Below are 20,486 nucleotides of genomic sequence, written 5' to 3'. Positions count from 1 at the left end.
TAATAACTAATGACTATGAATATTCGGATTGGTAACGGCTACGATATTCACAAATTGGTGAGCGATCGCCCTTTGATTTTAGGAGGAACCCAAATTCCTCACGAACTCGGTTTATTGGGACATAGCGATGCTGATGTACTCACCCACGCCATTATGGATGCCATGTTAGGGGCATTATCCCTGGGGGATATTGGTCATTATTTCCCACCTAGTGATCCTCAATGGGCAGGGGCGGATAGCTTAGTGCTATTAACTCAAGTACATCAGCTAATTAAAAACCAAGGTTGGCAGATAGGCAACATTGACTCGGTAATAGTCGCAGAACGTCCCAAATTGAAACCGCATATCCACAAAATGCGCGATAAATTAGCAACCGTTTTAGAATTAGCACCAAATCAAATTGGCATTAAAGCTACCACTAACGAAAAACTCGGCCCCGTCGGTCGAGAAGAAGGTATATGTGCTTATGCAGTGACTTTATTAGTAGCTAGTGATTAGTTGTGCAAACTAAACGAAAAATTATGACACTCACTAAAAAAATCTCTCATCAAACAAAACGTTTATGGTTACTAATAACATTAGTGACATTTACAGTCGTCACAATTGCTGCCTGTAACCCATCTAATTTTAAAAGTACAGCGACTCAAATACCACAGTTAGTAAACAGCATTCTCAGCGATCCTAAAACCTTTAACTATGCCTTAAGTTCCGAAGTTCCTAATATTTTTAGTTTAACCTATGAAGGATTAACTACCGAAAACCCTATTACTGGAGAAATTGAGCCGAACCTAGCAGAATCTTGGGTAGTTACTGATAATAAACTGGGATTTATTTTCACTCTCAGAGAAGGTTTAAAATGGTCAGACGGTGAACCATTAACAGTAGATGATGTAGTTTTTACCTACAACAAGATTTATCTAAATGAAGATATTCCCACAGATACCAGAGATATTCTCAGAATTGGCGAAAGCCGCGCATTACCTAATGTCCAAAAAATAGATAATCGGCGGGTTCAATTCACCACTCCAGAACCATTTGCACCGTTTTTAGGAACTCTAGGCATACCGATTTTACCTGCCCATGTTCTCAAAGAATCCATTGAGACAAAAGACCAAGAAGGTAAACCCATATTCCTCTCCAAATGGGGCGTTGATACTCCTCCGGATGAAATTATCGTCAATGGCCCTTACAAACTAGAGCGTTATGACACAAGTCAACGGGTAATTTTCCAGCGCAACCCCCACTATTGGCGTAAATCACCCCAAGGAGAATCTCAACCTTATATAGAAAGGGTAGTATGGCCAATTGTCGAATCTACAGATACTTCTTTATTGCAATTTCGTTCTGGTAGTTTAGATTCTGTAGGAGTCACACCAGATTACTTTTCATTGCTCAAGAAGCAAGAAAAACAAGGAAATTTCACCATCTACAACGGCGGTCCAGCTACTGGGACATCATTTGTTTTGTTTAATCTCAACAAAGGGATTAGAGATGGTAAACCTTTGGTAGACCCCATAAAATCACGCTGGTTTAATACAGTAGAATTTCGGCAAGCTGTAGCTTATGCTATTGACCGCCAAACCATGATTAATAATACTTTTCGTGGCTTGGGTAAAACTCAAGATTCACCCATTACTATCCAAAGTCCCTTTTATCTGTCGGCTGAAAAAGGACTCAAAACCTATGACTATAATCCAGAAAAAGCTAAGGAATTGCTGAAAAAAGCTGGATTTAAATATAATGCCGAAGATCAATTATTAGATGCCGCAGGGAACCGGGTTCGCTTCACTTTATTAACGAATGCCGGAAATAGAATCCGCGAAGCAATGGGAGCGCAAATTAGCCAAGATTTAGGCAAAATTGGGATGCAAGTGGATTTTACTCCTTTGGCCTGGAATACTTACACAGATAAACTTGCTAATACTCTAGATTGGGATGCTTCTTTACTAGGATTAACTGGCGGATTAGAACCGAATAATGGGGCGAATGTTTGGTCACCTGAAGGTGGATTACATATGTTTAATCAAAAACCCCAAGCTGGACAAAAGCCCATAGAAGGATGGGAAGTCGCTCCGTGGGAAGCCAAAATTGGTGAGTTATATATTCAAGCAGCGAGGGAATTAGACGAAGCCAAGCGTAAAGAAATTTATGCGGAAACCCAGAGAATTACTCAGGAAAATCTCCCATTTATTTACTTAGTCAATCCTTATTCATTGTCAGCAGTGCGGAATAAGTTTGAAGGTATTCAATACTCTGTTCTAGGCGGCGCATTCTGGAACATTTATGAAATCAAAATTACAAATTAAAAAAGTAGGCTGAAGCTGTAGGTATGCAGGGGGTAAGAGGCAGGGGGGCAGGGTGCAGAGGGGAAGATTGTTACTCCCCAATACCCCACTCCCCACACTCCCCACACCTCAGTTCTTAATCACCAATTAAAATTACCGTGACTCAACCTGAAAATTTACGATCGCTCCTCCAAGAGGTTGCCAATGGTAAAATTACCCCTGATATGGCCTTAGATTCACTCAAAGATTTATCCTATGAATCTGTGGGTGAATTTGCCAAAATTGACCATCACCGCGAACTGAGAACTGGTTTTCCGGAAGTGATTTGGGGGCCGGGTAAAACTCCAGAACAGATTGTCAAAATTATGCAGGTGATGCGCCAGCGAAACCCCGTGGTGATGGCAACTCGCATTGAACCAGCAGTTTACACAGCACTGCAACCCAAGATTAGAGATTTACGATATTACGAATTAGCGCGAATTTGTGCTGTTACTCCCCCTACCATTGAACCCAAAATGGCGGGGTTAATCGGTATTCTCACGGCTGGTACTGCTGATTTAGCTGTAGCGGAGGAGGCGGCTGTGACCGCAGAACTTTCTGGCTTACGTGTACAGCGTCTTTGGGATGTAGGTGTGGCTGGAATTCACCGCTTACTAAATAATCGGCATTTGATTTCTTCTTCATCAGTACTCATAGTTGTGGCGGGAATGGAGGGGGCTTTACCTAGTGTGGTGGCTGGTTTGGCAGATTGTCCCGTGATTGCGGTTCCCACCAGCATCGGTTATGGTGCAAGTTTTGGCGGTTTAGCCCCACTTTTGACAATGCTCAATTCCTGTGCTTCTGGTGTGGGTGTGGTGAATATTGATAATGGGTTTGGTGCTGCCATTTTAGCGGGGCAAATTTTGCGAACAGCCGAGAAATTACGGTTGACATCTTCTGGGTCTTGAGTAGCGATAGGTAAGTTATACTGGGGTTTATCTCTCTCTATAGTCAGTGTTTATGGGGCAAAAACACATAACTGGCTACCGAAAATTGTTCCACATCACCCAACATCTACCAACTTATGAATTACTTTAGCGGTGTAATATCTCAGTTAGTTTGGCAATTGCCGGTAAACCCGACTATCCTAGCTCAATACGTTAATGATCCAGACCTATTGGGTCAAATGCAACAGGCTTGGAATAACTTTGTAGTCACAGGCCAAATCTGGGCGCTGTTGATTGGTATGGTTCTTGGTTATATTTTCCGGGGTCTCACAAGTTTCGGTTGAGTGAATAGGGAGTGAGAGGTAGGGGACAAGAGAGATGAAAAAGTGATAAATTCCTCTTGCTATTCCTCAGTCACCATTTCTCATTCCCTACTTCCTGAATTATTTATGACTAAAGCACAAACTTGGAGTCAACGATTTGAGTCAGCGTTGCATCCGGCGATCGCGCGTTTTAATGCGAGTATAAGTTTCGATATTCAATTAATCGAATATGACCTGACTGGTTCTCAAGCTCATGCCCAAATGTTGGCTTACACTGGTATTATTTCCGAAACGGAGGGTGAACAACTGGTGACGGGTTTAGAACAAATTCGCCAGGAATATCGCCAAGGCAAATTTCAGCCGGGGATTGATGCGGAGGATGTCCATTTTGCTGTGGAACGGCGATTAACAGAAATTGTCGGTGATGTGGGTAAAAAGCTGCATACCGCGCGATCGCGTAATGATCAGGTCGGCACTGATACCAGACTTTATCTCCGCCAGGAAATTCAACAAATCCGCAGCCAATTGCGGGAATTTCAAACTGTACTGCTAAATATAGCCGAAAACCACGTTGAAACTCTGATTCCTGGTTATACTCACCTGCAACGCGCCCAACCCGTCAGTTTAGCTCATCATCTCTTGGCATATTTCCAAATGTCACAACGGGACTGGGAACGCTTAGGAGATGTTGCGAGTCGAGTAAATATTTCTCCTTTGGGCTGTGGTGCATTAGCCGGAACAACTTTCCCCATTGACAGACATTACACCGCCAAACTCTTGGATTTTGAGAGTATTTACGCTAACAGCTTAGATGGAGTCAGCGATCGGGATTTTGCCATTGAATTTCTCTGTGCGGCTAGTCTGATCATGGTTCACCTCAGCCGTCTTTCGGAAGAAATAATTCTCTGGTCATCAGAAGAATTTCGTTTTGTTACCCTCAAAGATAGCTGTGCCACTGGTTCCAGCATTATGCCCCAAAAGAAAAACCCCGACGTACCAGAATTAGTTCGGGGCAAAACTGGGCGAGTCTTTGGTCATCTCCAAGCCATGCTGGTAATTATGAAAGGCCTACCCCTGGCATATAACAAAGACCTCCAAGAAGATAAAGAAGGTCTATTTGACAGCGTTAACACCATCAAAGCTTCTTTAGAAGCAATGACAATTCTGTTGCAAGAAGGCTTAGAATTTCGTACCCAGCGTTTAGCAGCAGCCGTAGCAGAGGATTTTTCCAACGCTACCGATGTAGCAGATTATCTAGCAGCCAAGGGCGTACCCTTCCGAGAAGCCTATAATCTCGTGGGTAAAGTAGTAAAAACAAGTATTGCCGCAGGTAAACTTTTAAAAGATTTGACCTTGGAAGAATGGCAACAATTACACCCAGCATTTAACACAGATATTTATGAAGCAATATCCCCCCGTCAAGTTGTCGCAGCACGCAACAGTTACGGTGGTACAGGTTTCACACAGGTAAATCAGGCAATTGCCACAGCCCGCGCTCAAATCACTGCATAGCAGCTTTTCTTTTAGGCACTCACAAACAAGGGCGTACATATATATGTACGCCCTGAAAATTCAAAAACTCAAACAATAAGGATTCTTTCAGACGGTTTATTCAGTATCAGCTGCTGTTGTACCCTCTTCTTCCTCACTCTTCGGAGGTCTTTGTTGGAACCTTCTCTGCATTCTTCCTGTAGTAGTCCGTTTACGAAACTTTCTGGCATACGCCTGGTTCCGTAGCGCCTTTTCTTTTTTCGGGTTACGGCGCTTGGCCATGTTCACCTCATTTAATAAACAACAAGAAAATCTAACTAGGGATCACATAAGCAATATCAGATACTTACGTTATTGATATATTTTTGCCCTAGTTTAATAATCCACATAGTTTTAACAATATACTAGTCTATCGTATTTAATTTATTTATGTCAATTATGAGCAGAATGTTTTCTCGTCCCACCGTTTGACTGATTTGCTATGAAAATAGTAAATTCATGGGTTTTCGAGGAGATATTACCGCTATTTGGCAACAATTAAGCTGAAAATTCTTCATTATTTCCGTGAGTCTATATTTTTAACAGTGCAAGCCACACACTGGTGATTTTATATTCTCAAAATATTTTTGTATAAATCAATACTAAAACCTTGTTACATTTTAGGCAAGAAATAGGAACATTGATATACTATACAAAAGCTCTGAACATAAAAGCCTCAATGATTAGGAGATTTATGTTACACAAAATAAACTCTATAGTCATGGATTTTATGTAAATTGTCAGAAATGAGAAAAAACAACATCAATACATAACCTAAGTTTGAATGTTCTTGCTTTTTTTTGCCACGTTTATCCAGTCAATACGTAATTTATCGCGTGTAGGACAAACGGTACTGGGTATCATTTTTCGTCATCCCATTACTGGTGCTAGTATCATTCCCTTGTTAGCAGATGGTCGAATTGTATTGATTAAGCGGCGCGACGATGGCTGCTGGGCATTACCTGGTGGAATGGTGGACTGGGGAGAAGATATCTCTCAAACTGTCCACCGAGAATTGATAGAAGAAACCGGACTAGAATTAGTAAAAATTACGCGCTTAGTGGGAGTGTACTCAGCACCTGACCGAGATCCTCGCATTCATTCAATTTGTGTGGTAGTGGAAGCAGAAGTTCAAGGAAAAATGGAAATTCAAGATACTTTGGAAGTTATGGATATCCGAGCTTTTGCACCGAATTCTTTACCTCTAGGAAAAATGTCTCATGACCACACTCGGCAGTTAGAAGATTACTTAAAAGGCTTGACAACACTGGCCTAAAATTATTTTTAATTTCAGATTTAAAGTTAAATTAAAATGGATACCCTATTCCGTAATTCTCGGAGAAAACTCACTCAAGGGCTATTATTCTGGCGTGAAGCTGGTAAAGGCACGCCGATAATTTTTTTACATGGTGCTTGGAACGATAGCAGTCAATGGGTATCAGTGGTTGAGTCACTATCTGAAAACTTTCATTGTCTGTGTCCAGATTTATTAGGTTTTGGTGAGTCAGAAAGTCCTAATATTCATCATTCCATTGATTTACAGGTGGAGTGTATTGCTGAATTTATCGAAGCCCTCAAATTAGACCAGTTTTATTTAGTAGGTTGTTCTTTAGGGGCTTGGATTGCTGCTAGCTATGCTTTAAAGTATCCGGATAAAGTTTGTGCTTTAGTCTTACTAGCACCAGAAGGTGTGGGTATAGAAAGGCAAGAAAAATATTCGCGGAAAATGCAAAAGTTAGTCAGCAGTCCACCTGTATTAGCGCAGCTAGTAAAATTATTTCGACCTTTAAATAAAATTGAGGGTTTGAAATCAAAAATTGATGAAGAGGTGAGTCTACGTGAGACTTTATTGCAAAATCCTACAGCCTGTGAGTTATTATTCCAAAGGCGACAGCCAGAAATTGAAGCGGAATTACTGCATACAAGATTGCATTTGATGAAAGTTCCAGTTTTAATTTTACAAGGTGGTCAAGATTTACTAGATGCGGTGGTTAAAAGTCAAACTTATACTCAACTTCTTCCTCAAGTGGAGTTCAAAATAATTGCTCACGCTGGAAATGATTTACCGGGTATGTGTCCGGGAATTGTGGCTAGAGATATTCGGCATTTTATCCAATCTAATTATAAATTTGTGATGAGTTAGATGGCTGTTTTGCTAGGAAAAAGGAATTGGGCGGGCAAGATGCCCACCCCACAAAAATGGTAATTTTTCTATGTATATTTAATTTACTGGGAAAGCTGCAACTATTTCTCGTATTCCCCAAAAAATTAAATTTGGTTCCACAATTAAATGGGCGGCAATTTCGGGGAATTGTATTTGGAGATAGTTACATAATAAGATGCGATCGCCACCTTTAATCACAATTTTGCTTTCAGGAAATAATTCCCACCAAGCCATAATAAAATCTTTAATTCCCGCTAACATAGTGTAAATAATTCCACTTTGAATTGCTGCTGGTGTATTCAGGGCAAAACGTGGAGGTAAAGAGATAATTTCCTGTTTTAACTGTGGTAATTGTGCGGTTTTTTCACCGAGGTTATTAAACTGTAAACCTAGTCCCGGCAGAATTGCACCCCCCACCAAAGATTTATTAGCAGCCGCACCTGTAAAAGTGAGTGCAGTTCCAGCATCAATAACTAGCATCGGAAAACTCCAATTTTTGCCAGCCCCCCACAAGGCCAGCGCCCGGTCAATTCCCAAGGTGGGATACATATTTAATAGGGGGATTTCCGGTAGGGTAATGATGCGGACATGAGGGTGAGTTTGCCAAAGTGCGGTTTGTTGGGGAACAACAGAGGCTAGAAAAATTGGCGGATGGGTGGAGTTTTTTCCGCCTAATTTTCCGGTAATAAAACTAGGCAAAATTTCTGGCGGTAAATCAGCAAGTGATTTACATTCGGGTAGTTGTGGTGTGGAGGATTCTGGAAAATGGTCAGTATCCCAGGTGCAATTGAGGGTGTTACCGATAAATAAAGCCCAGTGTAGGCGGGAATTACCAATTTCTAAGGCTAACCAAGGATCTTCTGTGGGTTTGAGTGGTGTCACAGTTTTAATTTTCTTAAGTCAGTTATAGTTTTTTTAATAAAACTTAATAATCAAGGCGTGTCACAATGAAAAAATGGGAAAATATACTCATTGTGTCAAGGAGGCCAACTATGGTAGCACTCACCGAAAGAACAGAAAAACGGCTGACCATAGAGACTGTGGAAATTGCTGAAGCAACTATGGCAATTCGCTCTTTAGATTGGGAACGCGATCGCTTTGATATTGAGTTCGGGTTACAAAACGGTACTACTTATAACTCTTTTCTGGTTCGCGGTGAGCAAACTGCTTTAGTTGACACTTCTCACGAAAAGTTTCGCCAGTTATATTTTGATACTCTCACAGGATTAATTAATCCGACAGATATTGATTATCTGATTATCAGCCACACGGAGCCTGATCATAGCGGTTTAGTCAAAGATTTACTGCAAAAAGCTCCAGAAATCACTGTGGTGGGTTCTAAGGTAGCAATTCAGTTTCTGGAAAATTTAGTCCATCAGCCATTTAAACGCCAAATTGTTAAAAATGGCGATCGCCTGGATTTGGGTAATGGTCATGAATTTGAATTTGTCATCGCCCCGAATTTACACTGGCCGGATACTATATTCAGCTTCGACCACAAAACTAAAATTCTCTACACCTGTGATGCTTTTGGGCTGCATTATTGCTCAAATACCACCTTTGATGAAGATCTAGCAGCCATTGAACCAGATTTTAAATATTACTATGACTGCTTAATGGGTCCAAATGCCAGATCGGTTTTGTCAGCCCTGAAGCGGATGGGTGAACTGAAAACCATTGAGATGATTGCCACTGGTCACGGTCCCTTATTATCCCACAACGTGGAGGAGTTAACCGGACGTTACCGCACTTGGAGCCAAAGCCAAAGTAAAGCTGAAACCGCCATTGGTATATTTTACGTTTCCGAATACGGGTATAGCGATCGCCTAGCGCAAGCCATAGCCAAAGGTATTAATAAAACTGATGTGGCTGTGGAAATCGTGGATTTGGGTTCAGGAATAGATTTACAAGAACTGCGAGAATTAGTCAGCCGTTGTACCGGAATAGTCCTGGGTACGCCACCGGCGGGAAGTTCTGCCCATATCCAAACAGCAATCAGTACAATTATCGGATCTGTGAAGGAAAAACAAGCCATCGGCATATTTGAAACAGGCGGTGGAGATGATGAACCTATAGATCCTCTATTAAATAAATTCCGCAACTTGGGTTTAATCACAGTCTTTCCAGCGATTCGGATTAAGGAAACCCCCAGAGAAAATACTTACCAACTGTGTGAAGAAGCGGGGACAGATTTGGGACAATGGGTAACACGCGATCGCAGCATCAAAGCCATGAAATCCCTGGGTGCAGACTTAGACAAAGCACTAGGTAGACTCAGTGGCGGATTGTATATTATTACCGCTAAAAAAGGTGACGTTTCCAGTGCTATGCTCGCCTCCTGGGTCAGTCAAGCCAGCTTTAAACCGATGGGATTATCCATTGCAGTGGCTAAGGATAGAGCAATTGAATCATTAATGCAAGTAGGCGATCGCTTTGTCCTCAACGTCTTAGAAGAAGGTAATTACCAACCACTCATGAGACACTTCTTAAAACGGTTCGCCCCCGGTGCAGATCGCTTTGAAGGTGTGAGAACTCAGCCAGCCCAAAACGGCGCTCCCATCCTCACCGATGCTTTAGCTTACATGGAGTGTGAAGTTGTAAGTCGGATGGACTGCGGCGACCACTGGGCAGTATATAGCAACGTTTACGAAGGACGAGTTTCTCAACCAGAAGCACTCACAGCAGTTCACCATCGTAAAGTCGGGAACCATTATTAAACAAGTTTTCCTCATTCATATCCCCCCTCCTTGCTTGCGGGGAGGGGGTTAGGGGGTGGGGTTATATTGCTGAGGGAAAACGATTAACCCTAAAAATTCATCTCAAATGATTCCAGATCACCACCACACAGAAGGCCTTCCTGTTCCTTGGCAAAGCCCCCCAGAACTCTGGGAAAAACTTAAACCTTTAGCCCGACAGATGCGGACTGAACCCACATTGTCAGAAAAACTACTTTGGCAAAGATTAAAAAATAAACAACTGCTAGGTTTTAAGTTTCGTCGTCAGCAGGTTATTGATAGATTTATCGTTGACTTTTATTGTCACGACATCAAATTAGTGATTGAGGTGGATGGAGAGGTTCATAATTACACTCAATTAAAAGATGCTATTCGACAAGAGTTTTTAGAATCTTTGGGTTTGCGGGTGGTGAGGTTTAAGAATGAAGATGTTTTGTTAAATATAGAGGGGGTTTTAGAAAAAATTTTAGTGACAATAAGACCCCACCCCTAACCCCTCCCCGCAAGCGAGGAGGGGGACAAGAATGAGGAGGGGGACAAGAGTTATGAGAAATTAGAAATAAAGAAATAAAACCATGTCTATAAACAAACCCCGTGATGTGCAAGTTCTGCCTATTGGGACAGATACTACAGTCATGCGATCGCGCAGTTGGTCAAGATTGAGATTTGAAATAGAATATGCTTTAGCTAAGGGGACAACAGCTAATTCTTATCTGATTCAAGGCGATAAAATTGCTTTGATTGACCCTCCAGGAGAAACATTTACGCAAATTTACCTAGAAGCATTGCAGCAACGGCTGGATGTCAGCACCATTGATTATGTGATTCTGGGTCACGTTAATCCCAACCGCGCCGCTACTATTAAAGCTTTGTTAGAACTAGCACCACAGATTACCTTTGTTTGTTCTAATCCTGGGTCTAAAAATTTACGCGGTACTTTAGAAAATCAAGATTTACCAATTCTGGTCATGCGGGGGGAAGAAACCCTGAATTTAGGTAAAGGTCATGATTTACAATTCATTCCCACCCCTAACCCTCGTTATGCAGATCAGCTTTGCACTTATGACCCCCAAACAGAAATTCTCTACTCAGATAAGCTATTTGGGGCGCATATTTGTGGTGATCAGGTATTTGATGAAGGCTGGGAGAGTATCAACGAAGACCGACGCTATTATTTTGATTGTCTGATGGCTCCCCATGCTCGTCAAGTGGAAACAGCATTAGATAAACTGGCTGATTTACCTACGAGAATGTATGCTACTGGACATGGACCCATAGTCCGTTATGGCTTGATTGAATTGACAAAAGCCTACAGACAATGGATTCAACAACAAGCCTCGGCTGACTTGACAGTAGCGCTAATTTATGCATCGGCTTATGGAAATACAGCAACATTGGCTCAGGCGATCGCTCGTGGTATTACTAAAGCAGGGGTAGCAGTAGAATCAATTAACTGTGAATTTACAGAACCAGAAGACATCCAGAAAGCTGTAGAAAAATCTGCCGGTTTCATTATCGGTTCGCCTACCCTCGGCGGTCACGCACCCACACCAGTGCAAACAGCATTAGGAATTGTCCTCTCCACCGCTACTAATAATAAACTTGCGGGTGTTTTTGGTTCCTTCGGTTGGAGTGGTGAAGCCGTTGATTTAATTGAAAACAAACTGAAAGACGCGGGCTACAGATTCGGTTTTGATGCCATTCGGGTTAAATTCAAACCTAATGATGTCACCTTACAATTGTGTGAAGAAGCCGGAACCGATTTTGCTCAAGCCTTGAAAAAAGCGAAAAAAGTACGTGTTCCCAGCCAACCAGCCACAAATGTCGAACAAGCCGTTGGGCGGATAGTCGGTTCTCTTTGTGTGGTTACAGCCAAAGAAGGGGATATCTCCAGCGCGATGTTAGCCTCTTGGGTATCTCAAGCCAGCTTTAACCCTCCTGGTTTAACTATAGCTGTGGCTAAAGACCGGGCGTTAGAAACTCTGATGCACTCAGGAAATAAATTTGTCCTCAATATTCTCCCGGAAGGTAAGCACATAGGCTTAATGAAACACTTCCTCAAACCTTTTGGACCAGGACAAGACCGATTTGGTGATATTCCGGCTGAGGACTCGGAAAGTGGTTCTCCCATCCTGACTGATGCTTTAGCATATTTGGAATGTGCTGTACAAGGTCGCTTGGAATCAGGTGATCATTGGCTGGTTTATGCCACTGTAGATAATGGCAAAGTCTTAGATAAAGATGGTGTGACGGCTGTTCACCAAAGGAAAACAGGAAGTCATTATTAGATAGATTCAGAAAATATGATGCGATCGCCCTAACTATAATTTAACCATACAGGCGATCGCAGAAAAATTATTGCAAATAATTAGCAAAAATCCCGTAAAAAAACCCAGAAAACCTTCTCAATCACATTCCGTCCAACTGACAATGGCGTATAACCACTTCTGAGCAACTATCTGGCTGCTGTTCCTCCCTCATATCTGCAAAATGCTTATCCATAATCACCGGGACTTGTTTAGAGGGAATACGACTATAGCGGGTTTTATCGGGCATGACTATATTAGGGCCTGCTTTACATTTTTTCATGCAGCCAGTACCTTTAATCGTCACTTTATCTTCCAAACCACGATGACTTAAAGCCGCCTCCAAAGCCTGACAAACCGCCTTACCACCACGCTTCATACAATCAGACTTTTGACACACCAAAATTGTGGCTTTATTTTTACCTGCTTTTTCCTGAGTGCTTTTCATCGCTGGGGTTTCCTGTACTGGGGTTACCATTCTCCCGATTTCAGGACGAGCTGCCATCACCCGCTCTGCTTTTAAAATAACTTTATCTTTTTTTATATCACGCTTTTTATAACCCACAACTTGCAACCAAGTACCCGGTGCTAAACGCAAGTCAAAAGCAGCACGTAAATGTTTAGCAAGTTTAACATAGCATTCACCCTCAGAAGTGCCTAATAACAGCCCCTTCAACTTATAACCATCTTTAATTACAAAATCTATAAACCTTCCTTCCAGGCAAAATTCCGAAATGCCTGTATTGTAAGATGCATTCATTTTACTTAATCTCCTGTTAACTAACTCAGCCTGAATATCATCTGTTATATGTCAAAACTTTAAAACTTTCGGTAGCGACTTTTCCAACAGTTTTCCAAACTCCCAATCAAATCTTGGCGCGATGCTCTAAATTGCTGCATCACAGACCAAACTTGAACTATGGCGAGAGGATGATTAATTTCAACCCGCAATGGCTGGTTAATCTCACACCAACAGGGAATATCTAGCTCCTTTAAGCGTTGATAGACTGGCCATCGGTCTAGCCACTCCACGCCTAAAACAAAATTTTTCTCGATTCCTGAACTTAACGGTTTCAATAAACTAGCCCTCAACCTGCGACTAAATTACAGTAACTACCGTGCCTTTACCCCCTCAGTAGAAAAATATTGGGGAGTATAGCCTCTTTAAACCAGCATAGCTTAAGTGCAAACTATTCTCAATAGAATTAAGAAAAAATCTCAAAACTGTCCCATAAATTCCGGTTATGCATCTGGGACTGGGAACTAGAGAATGGGGATATCAGGTAAATTATTCCCCAACAGCCTGATCCTCCATATCTAAATGTATAAAAAATACTTGCTTTGTTTATATAGCAAAAAATCTCAATAGAACTTAGATTTAACTATTTTTAGGTTTATAAAATAATTTCTAAATATTCTCATTAGTGCCAAATAATCAACACTAGACTATGGAGTACAAGCATCCTGTTGCAAAATAAAAATTGTTATTTTAGAGACAGGTAAATCTCAAATATTTGATATTATTTTAAGCTTGCTTTTATTTTTTTCAATGTTAATATGTAAAAGATAAGCAGTTAAAAGCTATTACTGTTAAAAAGCGAGGATACAAATGTCTGAAACACAAACCTTATTACAAAATTTCGGTCAGGTTTATGATAATCCTGTAATGCTAGACCGCAGTGTAACCGCTCCGGTAACTGAAGGTTTTAACGTTGTATTAGCTAGCTTTCAAGCACTATACTTACAGTACCAAAAGCATCATTTTGTAGTAGAAGGCTCAGAGTTTTACTCACTACATGAGTTCTTTAGTGACAGCTATGAGCAAGTACAAGATCACATCCATGAAATTGGCGAGCGGCTAAATGGACTTGGTGGTGTACCAGCTGCTAGCTTTAGTAAATTAGCAGAATTAACCTGTTTTGCACAAGAACCAGATGGCGTATATTCTTCGCGCCAAATGATAGAAAATGACTTGGCCGCAGAACAAGCAATTATTAAGGTGATTCGGGGTCAAGCTTCTCAGGCTGAGAGTTTGGGCGACCGTGGTACACGCTATCTCTATGAGCAAATTCTGGTAAAAACTGAAGAAAGGGCTTACCATTTAGATCATTTCCTCGCTAAAGATAGCTTAACCTTGGGATTTGTCCAACCTGTGCAAAATTAGTTCTTTAATAATTTTGTTTTTGTGCAATCTAGTCTCAGATAAGAGTTAGTAGACTTAAACCCTAAATAAAGATCAAAGATGGCAGGAGTAGTATAACTATTATCTGCCATTTTTAATGTAAGTACCTAGCGGTATAGATATTATTGAGGTTGTGCTAAAAAAGTTTAGCACTAATAATAAAGTGCATCTCTATCAAAATAGGACTTACGCAACAATTGCCAAAAATATTGATTTATCTAACCGCCAAGCCGCCAAGAACGCCAAGAAAACGTAGATTATGCGTAAGTCCTACAAAAAATAGTATTACCTAGTTAGAAAATATTTTTGTTAATGAGTTCGATATGTAGATAAAAAAGTTTACTGTAGTGAAGTAGCATCTGTTTAATTTGAAAAAATTTACATCAGTCCAGAGTTTGATTATTGAAAATAATTAGTAATTAAATGAAATTTCTCAAGGTGAAGAAATAGGGATATACAGATTAAGTTCTACTGGAAAAACTTGCATAAATTGAAACAATACTACTCATTCCTCAATCTATTACCTGAGAAACCTGACCTTCACCGATGGGATATAGGCAAAAAATTGGCTGAATTATTCATGGAACTGAGTGGCGATCGCCTACGCCACTGATAAACTGTAACTACGGCAATTTCCCTCATAAAATGGCGATCGTTTGCAATCACACAGAGAAATCAGAGTTATACTCAGTAGTTTTTTGCCTCTCTAGCTTTCCTCTGGGCGGTCAAAGCCGAAAAACTTAATAATAAATAATGTGACTGGGGGGAAAGACCCTTAAAATAATCAGGATTTGTATTCTCTTACTCAAACCCAACAATTATGCCTCGTCGTCAAGACCTCCGGAAAATTCTGTTGTTAGGCTCTGGCCCTATCGTCATCGGACAAGCCTGTGAGTTTGACTATTCTGGTACTCAAGCCTGTAAAGCACTGCGCGAAGAAGGCTATGAAGTTGTGTTAGTCAACTCTAACCCAGCCACAATCATGACTGACCCCGAAACGGCTGACCGCACCTATATTGAGCCGCTAACACCAGATTTTGTCGAAAAAGTTATTGCTAAAGAACGTCCTGATGCGCTGCTACCCACAATGGGAGGACAAACTGCACTTAATATTGCTGTAGCTCTAGCAAAAAATGGTGCTTTAGATAAATATAATGTTGAGCTAATTGGCGCTAAGTTACCAGCAATTGAGAAAGCAGAAGATCGTAAACTGTTTAACGAGGCGATGGCTAAGATAGGCGTGGGTGTCTGTCCTAGTGGTACAGCTTCCTCTTTAGCAGAAGCCAAAGAAATCGCCGAACGCATTGGTACTTATCCTCTCATTATTCGTCCTGCCTTTACAATGGGTGGTACTGGTGGCGGTATTTCCTACAACCAAGAAGAATTTGAGGAAATGGCTCAGGTAGGTATTGATGCGAGTCCTGTTTCCCAAATTCTCATTGACCAGTCTCTACTGGGTTGGAAAGAATACGAATTGGAAGTCATGCGCGATTTAGCAGATAACGTGGTGATTATCTGTTCCATCGAAAACCTTGACCCTATGGGTATCCACACCGGGGATTCCATTACCGTCGCTCCCGCCCAAACCCTAACTGATAAAGAATATCAACGTCTGCGGGATATGGCGATTAAAATTATCCGCGAGATTGGTGTAGAAACTGGTGGTTCTAATATCCAATTTGCCATTAATCCTGTGAATGGGGATGTGGTAGTCATTGAAATGAATCCCCGTGTTTCTCGGAGTTCGGCTTTGGCTTCTAAAGCGACTGGCTTCCCCATTGCGAAAATCGCCGCTAAGTTGGCTGTGGGTTACACCTTGGATGAGATTAAAAATGATATCACCAAGCAAACTCCTGCATCCTTTGAGCCGACTATTGACTATGTAGTTACCAAAATTCCTCGCTTCGCTTTTGAGAAGTTCCCCAGTTCTGAACCTGTGCTGACGACTCAAATGAAGTCTGTGGGGGAAGCAATGGCGATTGGGAGGACTTTTAATGAATCTTTTCAAAAGGCGTTGCGTTCTTTAGAAACTGGCCGGGCTGGTTGGGGTTGCGACCAAGCGGAAAAGTTACCCAGTGGGGAGCAAATTCGCGCTCAATTGCGAACACCTCATCCGGAGCGGATTTTCTCGGTACGTCATGCTTTACAACTGGGTTTAAGTACTGAGGAAATCTACGAACTGACGGCGATTGACCCGTGGTTTCTGGATAAACTACAGCAATTGCTGGATGTGGAAAAATTCCTGAAGCGGACACCTTTAAAACAGTTGACAAAAGAGCAATTGTATGATGTGAAACGTGATGGTTTTAGCGATCGCCAAATAGCCTTTGCAACTAAAACTACTGAAGATCAAGTCCGCAACTACCGCCAAGAATTAGGAGTTATCCCGGTTTATAAAACTGTGGATACCTGCGCGGCTGAGTTTGAAGCTTTTACTCCTTACTATTATTCCACCTACGAAACCGAAACGGAAGTCTTACCCACCACTAAGCCCAAGGTGATGATTTTGGGTGGTGGTCCTAACCGCATCGGACAGGGAATTGAGTTTGACTATTGTTGTTGTCACGCCGCCTATGCGTTGAAAAAGGCAGGATTTGAAACCATTATGGTTAATTCTAATCCGGAGACGGTTTCCACAGATTATGATACCAGCGATCGCCTCTACTTTGAGCCACTCACCAAAGAAGATGTGATCAACATTATCGAAGCCGAAAATCCTGTGGGGATAATTATTCAGTTTGGCGGACAAACACCCCTGAAATTGGCGGTTCCCTTACAAGAATTTCTCAAAAATCACCCGTCTCTCCCCACCAAAATTTGGGGGACATCACCAGACTCCATTGATATGGCTGAAGACCGGGAGCGGTTTGAGAAGATTCTCAATGAGTTGAAGATTGCTCAACCACCCAATGGTATCGCTCGCAGTTACGAGGATGCGCTAATTGTCGCTCAACGTATTGGCTATCCGGTAGTGGTGCGCCCCAGTTACGTTTTGGGGGGTCGAGCTATGGAAATTGTCTATTCTGATACAGAATTAGAACGTTACATGACCTTTGCGGTGCAGGTGGAACCCGAACACCCCATTTTAATTGATAAGTTCTTGGAAAATGCCATTGAAGTAGATGTGGATGCGATCGCCGACCACACTGGAAAAGTGGTAATTGGTGGCATCATGGAACACATCGAACAAGCCGGGATTCACTCAGGAGATTCCGCTTGCTCCTTACCATCTATTTCTCTGTCACCAGCAGTTCTCAATCAAATCCGCACTTGGACTGTGCAACTAGCTCAATCCTTATCAGTAGTGGGATTGATGAATATTCAGTTTGCTGTAGTCGGCGCTCAAAGCTATTCACCCCAAGTTTATATCCTGGAAGCTAACCCCCGCGCCTCGCGTACAGTCCCATTTGTGTCTAAAGCCACAGGTGTACCCTTAGCCAAGGTTGCATCCTTAATTATGTCGGGTAAAACCTTAGCAGAACTCAACTTTACAGAAGAAGTAATTCCCTCGCACATTGCGGTGAAGGAAGCTGTATTACCCTTCAATAAATTCCCTGGAACTGACACGATATTAGGTCCAGAAATGCGCTCCACTGGTGAGGTGATGGGCATTGATAAAGACTTTGGGCGGGCTTTCGCTAAAGCAGAATTAGGGGCGGGAGAGTTTTTACCCCTGAAAGGAACTGTATTTGTCTCCATGAGCGATCGGGACAAATCCGAAGCCGTGAATGTAGTCAAAGAACTGATTAACTTAGGCTTTAATGTCATGGCTACATTGGGTACAAGACAGGTTCTTCAAGAACAAGGGTTAGATGTGGAATTAGTGCTGAAACTCCATGAAGGTCGTCCCCATGTCCTTGATGCGATTAAAAATCAGAAAATTCAACTGATTATCAACACACCTTCCGGCGAAGAAGCCCAAACAGATGCTAGATTAATCCGGCGCACAGCTTTAGCTTACAAAATCCCCATTATTACCACTATTGCAGGGGCAAGAGCGACGGTAGCTGCTATCCATTCACTACAGACCACTACTTTAGACGTAAAAGTTATTCAAGACTACTGTAAAGTTCTTGAACTAGGCTAAAAACTGAGAAAGTAGCCTCAAACACAAATCTTTGGGCAATTGGAGGCTATGGGGGAATATTGACAATCCCCCCTCTTCTTTACAGAAAAATTAAGCAATGATTATAGAAGAATAATTATTGTTTTTATTGAGATATGTTAACAACTATGAGGAACTATTTTCCTGGGAAAAGAATCTTCTCAAATGTGGTTTCAGCATCATTATTGACGGCGTTGACACTAGTATGTTGAAACACAAATCAACTGTAAACACTTGTCATAATTTTTACCTTGGTAAATAAATCTGCACAATCTAGTAGACAAGGCCGATTTTCTTCCCCCTTGTCTCTTGTTGGACACCATTTTTAGATGAAGTTGCCCTAAATTTATCTAAAGACATTATATGTAAAGTCTTGACGACAAAGAATCAAGGGCATCTTCATTAAGAGACTGCTTAACACCTCTGGATTCCCTCCACTGTTGATCAGGATCACTGGAAAAGCTCAAAAAGATCAGGGCTACAGGTATTGGCTTTTTTTCTCATAAATGTTACAATTATTTATAATATAAGATAAAAAAAATCTTTCACCTACCAAGGTTTATCTAACCTGAAGCAGTTGTGAAAAATGAAAAATCACTGTAACGTCTAGCAGTTAAGACCTTAAATTGATTAATATTAGCAGCCGATAATTTGGGATGCGTAAATTGTCAACCTCAGTATGGGTTCTCGGTCTAACTGGGTAACACCCCACAGCATCATCAATCAGTTCATGATCCCACCGTCAAATCCATCATTACCACAGAGTAGCGCCATGAAGACCGCTCAGACAGCCACAGACCTCGTGCGGACTTACCTGCGTGAGATTGGCCGTGTGCCACTCTTAACCCACGAGGAAGAAATCCACTATGGTAAACAGGTGCAACTTTCCCGTAAGTTGCATGAAGTCAGGGATTCTCTGATTAACCAACTGGGTCGTCAACCAAGTCTAGAAGAGTGGGCTGTAGCCACAAATTTAGCAGTTACAGAGTTGAACGATGCGATCGCCGACGGTGAAACAGCCAAACGCAAGATGGTAGAAGCAAATTTGCGTCTAGTGGTATCCGTTGCCAAAAAGTATATTAAGCGTAACGTGGATCTACTAGACCTGATTCAGGAAGGTAGTATCGGGATGCAGCGTGGCGTAGAAAAATTTGACCCCACTAAAGGTTACAGATTTTCTACCTATGCCTATTGGTGGATACGTCAAGCTATCACCAGAGCGATCGCCGAAAAAGCTCGTACCATCCGATTACCTATTCACATTACTGAAAAACTAAATAAAATTAAAAAGGCACAGCGCCAGTTATCTCAGCAATTAGGACGCGCACCTTCAGCAATCGAGCTAGCCAAAGAATTAGAGTTAACACCAAAACAAGTCCGAGAGTATCTAGAAAAATCCCGTTTACCTCTATCCTTAGACTTACGCTTAGGTGACAACTACGATACCGAACTAGGGGAAATGCTGGAAGATCCCAGCGCATCTCCAGAAGAGTTCGTTATGCAATCTTCTCTATCCTATGACCTAGAGCGACTGATGGAGCAACTCACCGCCCAACAAAAAGAAGTAATTAAATTACGCTTTGGGTTACTGGATGGACAAGCCATGACTCTAGCAAAAATAGGAGATATTCTCAATATCAGCCGCGAACGAGTCCGCCAAATCGAACGGGAAGCCCTAACGAAACTTCGCAAATCTAAAGCCAGTATGAACGAATATTTGGCAATTTAAGCCAAAAGGCGCGATCAATCGCGTCTTCACCCACGAGGTAGTAGGTAACATCCTGATAGAACATTAATAATAGGTTGAGAGGAGAAAATACGCTACTTAAGGTACGGTTCCACCGACTTGAAAACGGAGAGAAGACTGTTAGATTAGTTGATAGGAAAAGTTAATAGCCAGTTAAATTTTATTAAAAGACAGGCATTTACT

18 protein-coding genes are annotated in these 20,486 nt (G+C 41.7%); 13 read left to right on the top strand and 5 right to left on the bottom strand.

The window, feature by feature from the left end; translation table 11 throughout:
* The first annotated feature begins 9 nt into the window (after positions 1–9).
* The 5 genes from ispF to argH all read left to right on the top strand — a co-directional run bounded on the left by ispF (position 10) and on the right by argH (position 5,046).
* The gene (gene ispF / locus VB620_RS14350) at positions 10–498 is read left to right on the top strand and encodes a 2-C-methyl-D-erythritol 2,4-cyclodiphosphate synthase (protein ID WP_323196832.1); all 489 of its coding nucleotides are present in this window, start codon (positions 10–12) and stop codon (positions 496–498) included.
* 23 nt (positions 499–521) lie between these two features.
* Complete coding sequence (locus VB620_RS14345; RefSeq protein ID WP_323196831.1) at positions 522–2,306, top strand: ABC transporter substrate-binding protein; 1,785 nt, start codon at positions 522–524, stop codon at positions 2,304–2,306.
* Positions 2,307–2,443: 137 nt separating this feature from the next.
* Positions 2,444–3,232, top strand: a complete 789-nt coding sequence (gene larB, locus VB620_RS14340; RefSeq protein ID WP_323196830.1) for a nickel pincer cofactor biosynthesis protein LarB — start codon at positions 2,444–2,446, stop codon at positions 3,230–3,232.
* A gap of 116 nt (positions 3,233–3,348) precedes the next feature.
* Positions 3,349–3,555 carry a hypothetical protein gene (locus VB620_RS14335; protein WP_323196829.1) on the top strand — a complete coding sequence of 69 codons (207 nt, stop codon included), beginning with the start codon at positions 3,349–3,351 and terminating at the stop codon, positions 3,553–3,555.
* 105 nt (positions 3,556–3,660) lie between these two features.
* Positions 3,661–5,046: an argininosuccinate lyase gene (gene argH / locus VB620_RS14330; protein ID WP_323196828.1), complete on the top strand. Its 1,386-nt coding sequence runs from the start codon at positions 3,661–3,663 to the stop codon at positions 5,044–5,046.
* A gap of 96 nt (positions 5,047–5,142) precedes the next feature.
* On the opposite strand, the gene VB620_RS14325 is transcribed toward argH, so the two are convergent.
* Positions 5,143–5,307 carry a hypothetical protein gene (locus VB620_RS14325; protein ID WP_323196827.1) on the bottom strand — a complete coding sequence of 55 codons (165 nt, stop codon included), beginning with the start codon at positions 5,305–5,307 and terminating at the stop codon, positions 5,143–5,145.
* 541 nt (positions 5,308–5,848) lie between these two features.
* Here VB620_RS14325 and VB620_RS14320 point away from each other — a divergent pair.
* On the top strand, positions 5,849–6,340 hold the full coding sequence (locus VB620_RS14320) for an NUDIX hydrolase (RefSeq protein WP_323196826.1): 492 nt from the start codon (positions 5,849–5,851) through the stop codon (positions 6,338–6,340).
* 36 nt (positions 6,341–6,376) lie between these two features.
* Positions 6,377–7,207 carry an alpha/beta fold hydrolase gene (locus VB620_RS14315; protein ID WP_323196825.1) on the top strand — a complete coding sequence of 277 codons (831 nt, stop codon included), beginning with the start codon at positions 6,377–6,379 and terminating at the stop codon, positions 7,205–7,207.
* Positions 7,208–7,285: 78 nt separating this feature from the next.
* Here VB620_RS14315 and VB620_RS14310 read toward each other — a convergent pair whose 3' ends face one another.
* Positions 7,286–8,110, bottom strand: a complete 825-nt coding sequence (locus VB620_RS14310; protein WP_323196824.1) for a pantothenate kinase — start codon at positions 8,108–8,110, stop codon at positions 7,286–7,288.
* A gap of 110 nt (positions 8,111–8,220) precedes the next feature.
* Between VB620_RS14310 and VB620_RS14305 the strand changes: the two genes are divergently transcribed.
* The 3 genes from VB620_RS14305 (at position 8,221) to VB620_RS14295 (ending at position 12,251) form a co-directional block, all read left to right on the top strand.
* Positions 8,221–9,945: a diflavin flavoprotein gene (locus VB620_RS14305; RefSeq protein ID WP_323196823.1), complete on the top strand. Its 1,725-nt coding sequence runs from the start codon at positions 8,221–8,223 to the stop codon at positions 9,943–9,945.
* Positions 9,946–10,051: 106 nt separating this feature from the next.
* The gene (locus VB620_RS14300; RefSeq protein WP_323196822.1) at positions 10,052–10,456 is read left to right on the top strand and encodes an endonuclease domain-containing protein; all 405 of its coding nucleotides are present in this window, start codon (positions 10,052–10,054) and stop codon (positions 10,454–10,456) included.
* 82 nt (positions 10,457–10,538) lie between these two features.
* A complete protein-coding gene (locus tag VB620_RS14295; protein ID WP_323196821.1) occupies positions 10,539–12,251 on the top strand; it encodes a diflavin flavoprotein in 1,713 nt (570 codons plus the stop codon).
* A 121-nt stretch (positions 12,252–12,372) separates the two neighbouring features.
* Here VB620_RS14295 and VB620_RS14290 read toward each other — a convergent pair whose 3' ends face one another.
* Both VB620_RS14290 and VB620_RS14285 read right to left on the bottom strand, forming a co-directional pair.
* Entirely contained in the window at positions 12,373–13,029 is a 657-nt protein-coding gene (locus VB620_RS14290) for a (2Fe-2S) ferredoxin domain-containing protein (RefSeq protein ID WP_323196820.1), read from the bottom strand.
* A gap of 59 nt (positions 13,030–13,088) precedes the next feature.
* Positions 13,089–13,346, bottom strand: a complete 258-nt coding sequence (locus VB620_RS14285; RefSeq protein ID WP_323196819.1) for an Asr1405/Asl0597 family protein — start codon at positions 13,344–13,346, stop codon at positions 13,089–13,091.
* A 532-nt stretch (positions 13,347–13,878) separates the two neighbouring features.
* On the opposite strand from VB620_RS14285, the gene dpsA reads away from it, so the two are divergent.
* Positions 13,879–14,433 (top strand): DNA starvation/stress protection protein DpsA, encoded by a 555-nt coding sequence (gene dpsA / locus VB620_RS14280; RefSeq protein WP_323196818.1) that lies wholly within the window; start codon positions 13,879–13,881, stop codon positions 14,431–14,433.
* A gap of 558 nt (positions 14,434–14,991) precedes the next feature.
* Here the strand turns inward: dpsA and VB620_RS14275 are convergent.
* Positions 14,992–15,117, bottom strand: a complete 126-nt coding sequence (locus VB620_RS14275; protein WP_323196817.1) for a hypothetical protein — start codon at positions 15,115–15,117, stop codon at positions 14,992–14,994.
* 154 nt (positions 15,118–15,271) lie between these two features.
* Here VB620_RS14275 and carB point away from each other — a divergent pair, with 154 nt between their 5' ends.
* Together carB and VB620_RS14265 are read left to right on the top strand one after the other, a co-directional pair.
* Positions 15,272–18,538, top strand: a complete 3,267-nt coding sequence (carB, locus tag VB620_RS14270) for a carbamoyl-phosphate synthase large subunit (RefSeq protein ID WP_323196816.1) — start codon at positions 15,272–15,274, stop codon at positions 18,536–18,538.
* Positions 18,539–19,328: 790 nt separating this feature from the next.
* Complete coding sequence (locus VB620_RS14265; RefSeq protein ID WP_323196815.1) at positions 19,329–20,285, top strand: RNA polymerase sigma factor, RpoD/SigA family; 957 nt, start codon at positions 19,329–19,331, stop codon at positions 20,283–20,285.
* Positions 20,286–20,486: the final 201 nt, after the last annotated feature.

The sequence above is a fragment of the Nodularia harveyana UHCC-0300 genome, from assembly GCF_034931085.1.
Taxonomy (GTDB): Bacteria; Cyanobacteriota; Cyanobacteriia; order Cyanobacteriales; family Nostocaceae; genus Nodularia; species Nodularia harveyana.
This window is presented reverse-complemented; position numbering and strand designations above follow the sequence as displayed.